13 protein-coding genes are annotated in these 9,988 nt (G+C 68.0%); 5 read left to right on the forward strand and 8 right to left on the reverse strand.

Annotated features, from left to right (window positions below; genetic code table 11):
* The 3 genes from ACIQ6O_RS08060 to ACIQ6O_RS08070 form a co-directional block, all read right to left on the reverse strand.
* Positions 1–688, reverse strand: a 688-nt coding sequence (locus tag ACIQ6O_RS08060; RefSeq protein WP_396207266.1) for a hypothetical protein, incomplete at its 3' end; no start/stop codon positions are given.
* Between the two features lie 3 nt (positions 689–691).
* On the reverse strand, positions 692–1,450 hold the full coding sequence (locus ACIQ6O_RS08065) for a hypothetical protein (RefSeq protein WP_396207267.1): 759 nt from the start codon (positions 1,448–1,450) through the stop codon (positions 692–694).
* On the reverse strand, positions 1,437–2,066 hold the full coding sequence (locus ACIQ6O_RS08070) for an RNA polymerase sigma factor (protein ID WP_396207268.1): 630 nt from the start codon (positions 2,064–2,066) through the stop codon (positions 1,437–1,439). The genes ACIQ6O_RS08065 and ACIQ6O_RS08070 overlap by 14 nt, the downstream gene beginning before the upstream one ends.
* 183 nt (positions 2,067–2,249) lie before the next feature.
* Between ACIQ6O_RS08070 and ACIQ6O_RS08075 the strand changes: the two genes are divergently transcribed.
* Together ACIQ6O_RS08075 and ACIQ6O_RS08080 are read left to right on the forward strand one after the other, a co-directional pair.
* Complete coding sequence (locus ACIQ6O_RS08075) at positions 2,250–3,767, forward strand: serine hydrolase domain-containing protein (RefSeq protein ID WP_396207269.1); 1,518 nt, start codon at positions 2,250–2,252, stop codon at positions 3,765–3,767.
* A gap of 49 nt (positions 3,768–3,816) precedes the next feature.
* Entirely contained in the window at positions 3,817–4,212 is a 396-nt protein-coding gene (locus ACIQ6O_RS08080; RefSeq protein WP_396207270.1) for a metal-sulfur cluster assembly factor, read from the forward strand.
* A gap of 31 nt (positions 4,213–4,243) precedes the next feature.
* Here ACIQ6O_RS08080 and ACIQ6O_RS08085 read toward each other — a convergent pair whose 3' ends face one another.
* The gene (locus ACIQ6O_RS08085) at positions 4,244–4,813 is read right to left on the reverse strand and encodes a signal peptidase II (RefSeq protein ID WP_396207271.1); all 570 of its coding nucleotides are present in this window, start codon (positions 4,811–4,813) and stop codon (positions 4,244–4,246) included.
* Between the two features lie 250 nt (positions 4,814–5,063).
* Positions 5,064–6,236, reverse strand: coding sequence for a ribonuclease D (locus ACIQ6O_RS08090; RefSeq protein ID WP_396207272.1), 1,173 nt, complete (start codon positions 6,234–6,236; stop codon positions 5,064–5,066).
* Between the two features lie 39 nt (positions 6,237–6,275).
* Here ACIQ6O_RS08090 and ACIQ6O_RS08095 point away from each other — a divergent pair, with 39 nt between their 5' ends.
* From ACIQ6O_RS08095 to ACIQ6O_RS08105, 3 genes are read left to right on the forward strand one after another with little or no spacing between them, the layout of a single operon-like run.
* Entirely contained in the window at positions 6,276–7,529 is a 1,254-nt protein-coding gene (locus tag ACIQ6O_RS08095; RefSeq protein WP_396207273.1) for an AI-2E family transporter, read from the forward strand.
* Positions 7,526–8,323 (forward strand): alpha/beta fold hydrolase, encoded by a 798-nt coding sequence (locus ACIQ6O_RS08100; RefSeq protein WP_396207274.1) that lies wholly within the window; start codon positions 7,526–7,528, stop codon positions 8,321–8,323. Before ACIQ6O_RS08095 ends, ACIQ6O_RS08100 begins: the two co-directional genes overlap by 4 nt.
* Positions 8,320–8,931: a methyltransferase family protein gene (locus ACIQ6O_RS08105; RefSeq protein ID WP_396207275.1), complete on the forward strand. Its 612-nt coding sequence runs from the start codon at positions 8,320–8,322 to the stop codon at positions 8,929–8,931. Before ACIQ6O_RS08100 ends, ACIQ6O_RS08105 begins: the two co-directional genes overlap by 4 nt.
* A gap of 67 nt (positions 8,932–8,998) precedes the next feature.
* Here ACIQ6O_RS08105 and ACIQ6O_RS08110 read toward each other — a convergent pair whose 3' ends face one another.
* The 3 genes from ACIQ6O_RS08110 to ACIQ6O_RS08120 form a co-directional block, all read right to left on the reverse strand.
* Positions 8,999–9,262, reverse strand: a complete 264-nt coding sequence (locus ACIQ6O_RS08110; protein WP_396207276.1) for an indolepyruvate ferredoxin oxidoreductase subunit alpha — start codon at positions 9,260–9,262, stop codon at positions 8,999–9,001.
* Positions 9,263–9,353: 91 nt separating this feature from the next.
* Complete coding sequence (locus ACIQ6O_RS08115; RefSeq protein WP_396207277.1) at positions 9,354–9,659, reverse strand: YhbY family RNA-binding protein; 306 nt, start codon at positions 9,657–9,659, stop codon at positions 9,354–9,356.
* A partial coding sequence (locus ACIQ6O_RS08120; RefSeq protein WP_396207278.1) for a M23 family metallopeptidase occupies positions 9,656–9,988 on the reverse strand: 333 nt, incomplete at its 5' end. The genes ACIQ6O_RS08120 and ACIQ6O_RS08115, both read right to left, overlap by 4 nt.

The raw sequence follows: 9,988 nt of genomic DNA on the forward strand, positions 1-9,988 counted from the left end.
GTCCCATGTACCCCGATGGCGCCACCGCGCCGCCGGGGAGCGAGGCTTCTGCTTCACCGGCGAACGCCGCCACCTGCGGCTGCAGGAGCCGGATGTACCGGTCGATGTCGGGCTGCAGCGCGCGCAGTGTGCGCACCACCTGGGGGGGCATCAGGGCCACGGCGCTATCGGCGACGGGCGCCATACCGCGCATCATCGCCTCGAGATTCACCGTGACCGGCCCGTTGCCGCTGTCGATGGTGACGAGCATGCGCCGGCCGCCGGCCATCGCGCCGGAGATCACGGCGCGCGTCTCACCGGCGCGTTCGCTCTCGTCGCGCGCCGAGCGCACCACGACCTGCATGAGGGAGTCCACGCCGCGTTGCACCTGCACGATACGCTGCAGCTGATTCCGCTCGAGCTGCTGCCGCTGTTCGAGCGTGAGCGCGGCACTCTCGAGCTGCTTCTTGAGACGCAGCAGTGCGAGCCCCTCCGGTGCCTGCACCAGCGGCGACGGCGACGACTCGAGTTCGATGCACACATTGCCGCCCACACCGGCAGCCGACGACGGGCGACGCAGCACGACACGCGCCCGTGACGAGGCCGGCGTAGCGTCCACCTGTGCCTCGAGCACGGCGGGCACCAGCGCCGTCAGCGCTCCCGAGAGCGCGAGGGCCCACCATGAGACCTGCACCATACGTGGCGACATGCGTCAGTACCGCTCGATCGTCTTGTCCACGGGCAAGGCGCCAAGCAGCGCCTGCAGCGTGGCCTCGCGCGCGCTGGACGCGGCGAGATAGTAGTGATTGAGCACGGGATCCTGCGGCGCATCGCGCAGCGCCACACGCGAGGCCTCCATCATCTGATCGAGCGCAGCCAGACGGGCGCGGAACACTTCCGGATCACGCACGGTGCTGTCGTTGGAGGCGAGCCACAACGAGGCGCGCTCGTAGTCCCGCTGCGCCTGATTGAGCGCGGCGGTGGCCGCGTCGACGCTGGCGAACGACTGATCGGCGAAGGGCCGGTCGGTGCGCGACGCCAGCGCACCCGCACCCGCACCCGCCGCCTCAGGCGCGTCACTGCTCAGGCGCCCCCACACGGCACCGCCGCCCACGAGCAGCAGCGCGGCCGCCGCCCGACGCAGCAGCGGGGCGAACGAGCGGCGCGCGCGCGGTGCCACTGGCAGCGGCGCGCGCGATGACGACGCGCCGCGCTGCTCCTCGACCACGGGGGCGCGCCCAAGCTCGGCCATGATCTGCTCGAACTCCACCAGACGCGGCGCCTCGGCCGACAGCTCACGTGTACCGAGCGCGCCGGCCATCGCCACCACCTGTGCCACGGCGTCGCGTTCGTTCCGACACTCGGTGCACATCGACAGATGCGCAGCCTCGTCGGCCGTGAACGGTGCCTCGTCGAACGCCGCGAGACGCTCGAGCGGAATGTGCGCACGGGGCGCGTTACTGGGCTGCATAGCTTCCTTCATAGTTCCCACCGTATCCACCATCGAATCCACCGTTCGACGACCGCTGATCCATCAGCGGTGCCAGCAGCCGGCGCAGCTTGGCGCGCGCCTTGAACAGCTGCGATTTGGAGCCGCCGGGCGTGATCCCCAGTTCGCTCGCAATTTCCTCGTGCGTGTACCCTTCCACGTCGTGCAGCAGAAACACCGTGCGCGCGCCGGGGCTCAGTTGGCGCGCCGCGCTTTCGATCGTCTGCGCGAGCATGCTGCGCTCGGCGTCCTGCTCCACCACGGCCGAATCCTCTTCGATGGCCGTTTCGGTGGCCGCGAGTCGCTTCACCCGACGCAGCGCGTTCAGCGTGCGATTGATCGCCACCCGGTGAATCCACGTGCTGAACTTCGCGTCGCCCCGCCACGACGGGAGGGCGCGAAAGATCTGGATCCAGACCTCCTGCGCGATATCCTCGGCGAGGTCGGGATCTCCGGCGAGGCGGCGGACGACCGCCTCCACGTGCGGCGCATGCTGATTCCACAGCAGCCGCATGGCGCGTTCGTCCCCGTCGATCGCCCGTCGGACAATGGCGGCGTCGGTTTCCATGGGGGCTACGGAATCTGTCACCACGGTCATCCCAAAGGTTTCCCCAGTCGGTAGTCACACCCACCACCGTTGCCCCCACCCCCCTTGACCCGTCCGGGGTATTGACGGGCACGACTTGTCGCCTTAGATGCCCTCGAGAGGGTTCGACACACCGCCGGCGCCGTGAGCCGGTGCCGCTCGACCCGCGCTTCACCCTACGGCCGGACTTTCGCGTTGTTCCTGCTCACTGCCGCCCTGGCCATCGCCGCGGCCGACGTCACTGCCGTGGCGCGGCCATTCGCCGGCGGTCTCCCCGAACGGGAGCCCGCGGCGGTCGGCATGTCCGCCGAACGGCTGGCCACGATCGATCGCGTCGTGCAACGCGGCATCGAGGCGGGTGGCTATCCCGGCGCCTCGCTGGTGGTGGGGCGCAAGGGATACTCCGTGTGGCAGCGCGGCTTCGGCACGCTCGACTGGGCCCGCAAGTCACGGGTCACGGCCGACGAAAGCATCTACGACCTCGCGTCGCTCACCAAAGTCGTGGCGACCACCACGGCCCTGATGGTGCTCTACGATCAGGGCAAGGTGGAACTCGACGCCCCGGTCTCCCGCTATCTCCCTGACTTCACTGGTGGGCTCCGGGATCAGGTCACGGTACGGCACCTGCTTACCCATCGAGGCGGTCTCTCCGCGGGCCGTGAACTCTGGCGTATCGCGAGCACCCCGGCCGAGGCGCGGGCCGCCGTAATCACCGCGCCCATCAACTGCACGCCGGGCGCCTGCTACGAGTACTCCGATCTCGGCGCCGATCTCCTCGGCTTCATCGCCGAGGCCGTGAGTGGAGAAAGCCTCGACGCGTTTCTGCAGAGGACGGTGTTCCGCAAGCTCGGCATGACCGACACGCGATATCGTTTGTCCGATGCCGATATCGCCCGGACGGCGCCGACGGAGATCGCCCCGCCCCGCGGATATCCACTGCGCGGCGAGGTGCACGACGAGAACGCTTATGCCCTTGGCGGGATCGCGGGGCACGCGGGGCTCTTCAGCACGGCGGCCGACCTATCGGTGTTCGCACAGATGCTGCTCGACGGAGGCGTATCCAATGGCGTCCGCGTCATCGCCGACAGCACGGTGCAATTGTTTACTCGTCGTGCCGCAGGGCATCGCGCGCTGGGCTGGGACACCTGCGCCGGCGGCGCCGGCTGCGGACAGTTCATGTCCGAGCGGGCCTTCGGCCACACCGGGTTCACCGGCACGTCGCTGTGGATCGACCCCGATCGCCAGATGTTCGTGGTGCTGCTCACCAACCGCGTTCATGCTGCGCGGGCTCGACGCCCGAGCAAGGTGATTGCCGACGTGCGCAATGACCTCGCCGATGCCGCGGTGCTCGCCGTGATGGATGACCCGGGCGGCGTCCTCGCCATGCCGGCGAGCTTCCGCGCCGACCTCGCGCAGGACTGGAATCGGCCACTGCGCACCCGCCGGGCCTCGAGTGCCGCGGCGCGGCGCAAGGCGGCGGCCAGACGGGCGGCAGCCAAGCGGGCCGCGGCCAAGAAGAGTTCGGGCAAGGCCACGGCGCCGAAGAGTTCGTCCAAGAAGACCGCGTCAGCCAAGAAACCCGCCGGCAAGAAGACCTCGGCGAAGAAAGCCCCGGCGAAGAAGGCCACGGTCAAGAAAACCACCGCCAAGAAGAGCCCTGCCAGAAAGGCGCCACCGAAGAAGAAGTCGGCCAAGGGCCAGTCGAAGCGCTGACCAATCCCGAACCCGGGACCGGGGATTGCCCTACCCGCTATAGTTCGACATGAACCCCGCCCCGGACGAAGTCATGAGCGAGCAGCCTGACGTCACGCCCCCCGACCGCGATCCGTCGACCGATCCCGATTCCGAATCGCACACCGGAGTGATTTCGGCTGATCAGGCCAAGCTGGCGTTGCGCCGGGTCAAGGATCCCGAGTTGAACCTCAACATCGTCGACCTCGGCCTGGTGTACGAGATCGCCGTAGATGGCAGCACGGTTCGGGTGGACATGAGCCTCACGTCCCCCGGCTGCCCCTCTGGCCCGGAGATCATGGGGGAGGCCGAGCAGCAGCTGCGCACGCTGCCCGGTGTGACTGATGTGCAGATGAACCTCGTGTGGTCGCCGCCCTGGACGCCCGAGCGGATTGAGCCGCGGGTGCGGGCCTACATGGGTTTCTGACGGGCGCCTGGCGCTCCGGGTACGCCGCGGTTTACGCGAGCTCCGCCTGCACCGGCACCAGTCGCGGGCGTGCCGCCCTACGCTCCGCACGGGCCATCCGCACGAGCGTCGCGCCAACGGGCACCAGCGTCAACGCCCCGGCCCACAGGAACAGATCCGCCACGTTCGCCACCATCGTCAGGTCGTCGGACAAGCGCACGGCGAGGAAGTCGGCCACGCCTACGGGGCCGGCAACGATGCTGGCGAGATTGCCCACCGCCCCGCCGCTCACGAGGCCGAGCGCCAGTGTCGAGCGCGCATCGACCGCGGCCATGGCCCGCACTACCGACATCACGAGCCCGAGCGCCAGCACGGTCACCACCACGTTGATGAGCCACGTGAACGGACCGATGGAGGTGCCACCCGCGGCCCCGGTGTTCCAGACGAGGGTGAGCGACAGCCGGTCGGTGAGGAGCACCCATCCGGTTTCGCCAAGCGACCGGACAGCGATTTCCTTGGTGAGCAGATCTACGCCGCAGGCAGCGACCGCGATACCAGCGTAGCGGCGGATCGCGCTGTCACGGATAAGCGGCGAGAGAATCGACGGGCGGGAGATGAACATCGTCGGGCGGCCGGAGGGAAACGAACACCGTTCGCACCGGAACCATGCACCTCACGTGCCGCGGAGCCACCGTGGGGCGGTGCTGTCGCCGAGGCCCGACACATCAATCCAACCGTTTAATTTACAATAACTTACGAAACCCGGAACAGTTTCGTCCCACCCCGTCACCGAGGTGGCTGTTGGCCTGACCCCACACCTGACCGCGACACCACGACCATACCGTGGCGATATCGCAACACCCGAGGCGGGGTCAGCCCGGCTTGTACGGCGAGTCGTCCCTGTTCGCGAAGCCGGCCAGCGCCTTCACGAAATCAACGCCGAGCACTTCGACCTGCCATTTCCGGAGTTCGGTGACTTCGGCGAGGTCGTCCACGTGGCGCGGCTTCCGGCGCGCTACGGCTTCCATGCGATCACGCGAGCAGAGCACGCCGGGATCGAGATCGAGCTTGGTCGCCACTACGTCGCGCACGCTCTTGAGCTTCGCCACGCGCTCGTCGAAGTCGGGGTCGCGATCCCAGCGTGCACTCTTCGGGAACCGGGGCAGCTCTGAATCAGGCACCGCGTTGCCGCGCGCCACCGCCTGCAGGGCCTCCGCCGCGCGCGCGTCGTTCATGCCGCGCGGAAATCCCTTGATCGCGAAGAGCGCCTCGCGCGCGGTGGGGGCGATCCGTGCGAGATCGAGCAGCACTTCGTTGCCGGCCACGCGGAAGGTGGCGCGATCGAGTTCGGCCGCGATGCCGTCGCGCCACTTCACGAGCTCACGCAGGCGCGCAAGTTCGCGACGCGTGAGGTCGCGCGCGCCCTTGAGACGCAGGAAGGCCTGATCGGCGCCATCGGTATCCCACCGCGTGCCCTCGGCGCGACCGAACTCTTCCCGCGCCCAGTGGAGGCGGCCCTTCTTCTCGAGTTCGTGGTGCAACCGGTCGCGCAGCCCCAACAAATGACGCGTGTCCTGCGCCGCGTAGTCGAGCATGTCGGCGGGGAGTGGACGCATGCTCCAGTCGGCGCGCTGATGCTTCTTGTCGAGCTTGAGCCCGAAGTACTGTTCGAGCAGCGCCGCGAGCCCGAAGGCGCGGATGCCGAGCAACTGCGCCGCGACGCGCGTGTCGAAGAGATTCGTCACCCGCCATCCGTAATCCTGATGCAACAGACGCAGATCGTAATCAGCGTCGTGCAACACCACTTCCACGGTGCGATCTTCGAGCAGCGCGCCGAGCAACGAGGGCGTGCCGATCGGCAGCGGATCGATCACCGCTTCATGATGCGACGTGGAAAGCTGCAGCAGGTAGATGCGATCGACGAAGCGGTGAAAACTCGCCCCCTCCGTGTCGAGCGCGAGGGTGCGCACGCCGGTGAGACCGGAGAGGAAGCGATCGACGGCGTCGGCCGTATCGAGATAGAGTGGTGCGGGCGGCAATGGCATGTCTCCCTGTAAGCTACACTGGCGGGTAGTTTCGGGACCATGACCACTCTCGAAGAGACTCGCTCTCCGGCCCCTCAGGCGCCCGAGGGGCGCGGCTGGCTCACCGGCGACTTTGCCCGCGCCGCGATCACCGTGCTGGTCGTGTGGTTCGGACTGCAGCTGCTCTGGTCGGTCCGGTCGTTCGCGATTCTCGTCTTCCTCGCCACCCTGTTCGGCATCGCGGTCGCCCGGGGTGTGGACCATCTTGAGCGGTACCGCATCCGGCGGGGGATCGCCTCGGCGCTCATTGTGCTGGGGACCCTTGGCGCCATCGGCGGTGTGCTGGCACTCAGCGCCCCCACCCTCCTCGAACAGGGCCGCGAACTGCAGCGGGAGTTCCCCTCGGCGGTCGCCAAGGTGCAGACGTGGATCGACAGCCGGAAAGGGGGCCTGCTCGGCTCGCTGATTTCCTCGGCGGCCGGCACCACGGCGGTGGCCGATTCCACCCCGCCCGCGGCGGCGGCGGTTCCGGCGGCGGTTCCATCGGGGGCCACGGCGGCCACGGCGGCGCCCGTTCGTGCAGATAGCATGCCGGCGTCGGCGGCCTCGCCCACCGACGCCATCAAGCGCCGGCTCAGCGAGTGGCTGGGTACCGCGTCGAAGTATCTCTTTTCGTTCGTGTCCAACACGCTGGCGGCCTTCGCCTCCTTCGTGCTGCTGATCTTCCTCGCGATGTACATCGGCGCCGAGCCCGACGTGTATCGGGGGTGGCTGCTGAGCGTAGTGCCGGCCACGTCGCGCGCGCACACACGCCTCGTGTTCGATGGCATCAGCACGGTCCTGCGCAAATGGTTGGTCACGCAGCTCGTGGCCATGGTGGTCATCGGCACCGTGTCGTTCGTGGTGCTGCTCCTGCTCGATGTGAAGGCGGCGTTTGCGCTCGGCTTCATTGCCGGCCTGCTGGAGTTCATCCCCACCGTGGGCCCGGTGCTGAGCGCCGTGCCGGCCGTGCTCATGGGCTTCGTGGACTCCCCCGAGAAGGCGCTCGCGGTGGCGGTGGCGTACTGGGGGATCCAGTTCCTCGAAAACAATCTGCTCATCCCCTTCCTCATGCGGGGAGAGATGGACCTGCCGCCGGCGATCACGCTGATCGCCCAGACGCTCATGACGCTGGTGTTCGGCTTTCTCGGCCTGATGGTGGCGGTGCCGCTCACGGCGGCGGTGCTGGTGCCGCTGCGCATGATGGCCGAGCGGGAGAACGCCCGCGAGAAGGTGCTGCTCGCGGCCAACGAGAGGCCGCCGGAGCGCTCATGATCGCGCAGCTGCCGGGGTTTCAGATCGGCTACGAGGAGCAGGGGGAGGGCCAGCCCATCGTCTTTCTGCACGGGTTCCCGCATGACCGCACGCTGTGGACGGCGCAACGGATCGCGCTGGCGCCGCAGGCGCGGTGCATCGTGCCTGACATCCGGGGCTTCGGGCATTCGAGTACCCACGGGCCGTACAGTGTGGACCAGTATGCCGACGACGTGGCGGCACTGCTGGACTATCTCGCGGTGAAGCGGGCGGTGGTGTGCGGGCTGTCGATGGGCGGGTACGTGGCCATGGCGCTCTGGCGGCGGCACCCGGACCGGGTGAAGGCGCTCGTGTTCTGCGATACGCGGGCCGGGGCGGATACTGACGAGGGGAAGGCGCGGCGTGATGAACTGGCGGCACTGGTGAAACAAGGGGGCACGCGGGTCATCGCCGATGCGCAGCTCACCGGCATGGTGGGCGCCACGACCCGCGAGCGTCGCCCCGAGGTGGTGGCCGCGCTGCGCGCGATGATGGGGCGCCAGTCGGCCGCCGGCGTGATCGGTGCCCTGCAGGCGCTCCGGGACCGTCCCGATGCGCGCGAGACGCTGCGAACGATCAGCGTGCCGACGCTGGTGCTGGTGGGAGAGGAGGACGTGCTTACGCCCATCAAGGAGGCGCGGGCCATCGCGGAGGCATTACCTTCCGCAGCGCGGGTGCGACTCGAGATCATCGCCGGGGCCGGTCATGTGCCGTGCCTCGAACGCCCCGCCGCCACCACGCACGCCCTTTCCGACTTTCTCGCTACGCTGGCATGACCACCGACGCCGCCGCGCCAACTATTTCCGAAGCCGAACGTTCCACCGCCGCCCGCATCGGGCAGGTGCTGTTCAAGAATCGCGGCTGGCTTCCCGTGCCCTTTCTTGCCGTGCCACTGCTCGCGCCCGGGGTGCAGAGCCGCACCACGTGGATCGTGGGGCTCATCATCGTGGCGATCGGCGAACTCATTCGCACGGCCGGCGTCGCCGCCGCGGGCACCGTGACGCGCCGTCGCTCGCGCGAGGTGCAGCGCCTGGTCACGTACGGTGCATTCGCGTGGTGCCGCAATCCGCTCTACGTGGGGAATTTCCTCGCGTGGATCGGCTTCACCGTGGTGAGCGGCGTGTTCTGGTTCATTCCGGTGGCCATCGTGATTTTTGCCATCGAGTACACGCTCATCGTGCGCTACGAGGAGGGCGTGCTCGAGTCGATCTTCGGGCAGGAGTATCTCGACTACAAGGCGCGCACGCCGCGCTGGTTCGGTCGTCCGCCTGCCGGTAGTACCGAGGGCCCGCACGACTGGAAGGAAGCGATTTGGAGCGAGCGCTCGACGATCCTGCAGTACGTGGTGCTGATCGGCGCGTTCTGGTACAAGGGCCAGATGTAACCGACCAACGAAAGAGGGCCGCTACGCACGATGCGCAGCGGCCCTGTTTCGTTTCTCGCGGCGTGACTCAGCGCGTGGGGCGTCCCGGCGGGTTGGCGCCGCTGAACACTTCGCGGTTCTTGCCGATGAAGCTCTTGAGCTGCACGGGCACGTCTTCCTCGGGGAAGATGGCCGTCACCGGGCACTCGGGCTCGCAGGCGCCGCAGTCGATGCACTCGTCGGGCTGGATGTACAGCTGGTCTTCACCCTCGTAGATGCAGTCTACGGGGCAGACGTCCACGCACGACTTGTCCTTGACGGAAATGCAGGCTTCAGTGATGACGTAAGGCATGTGACGAAGCTCGGGTCTGGCCGACCGGGATGGGTGTGGCTGGCGAAACGGGAAGATACAACGGTGTGAACGCGGGACAAGTTGGGAAAGTTCACTTCCGCCAGGGGGGCAGGTCGCCCCGCTTGAGCTCAGGGTTCTCACGGAACAACGTGAAGGTCCGCCCGATCACCTGAATCACCTCGGCCCCCATCTGCTCGGCGGCGGCGTTGGCCGCCTCCTTGGCCGACAGGTCACCGGCCTTCGCGACCTGCACCTTCACCAGCTCCTTCGTGCGCAGCACGTCGTCGAGGCTCTGGAGCAGCGCCGGGGTCAGGCCCGCGTGGCCGATGTGCACGAGCACGTCGAGGTGGTGTGCTTCGGAACGCAGCCCTGCGCGCTCCTTGCCGGTCATGCTCATGGACGAATCCCGTCGAAGGCGAAGTACGTGTACGGATTGATCGGGGGGCCGTCCCACCAGGCCCGGCCTCGTCCACGCTTCATGACCTGAAAGTGCAGGTGCGGCGTGTTCGGCGGTGCGTTTCCCGTCGTTCCAACGTAGCCGATCACGGAGCCCTTGGCGACTCGGTCCCCGATGGCCAGCCCGCGGCGGTAGCGATCGAGGTGCGCGTAGTAGTACACGAACCGCTCCTCCTCGTCATAGGCATAAATCACGATCCCGCCGACAGGCCCCTCGAACAGTCGGCCGATCACATGATCAGCGGCGGCCATGACCGGCGTCCCCTTGGG

The organism is Gemmatimonas sp., from assembly GCF_044345575.1.
Lineage (GTDB): Bacteria > Gemmatimonadota > Gemmatimonadetes > Gemmatimonadales > Gemmatimonadaceae > Gemmatimonas.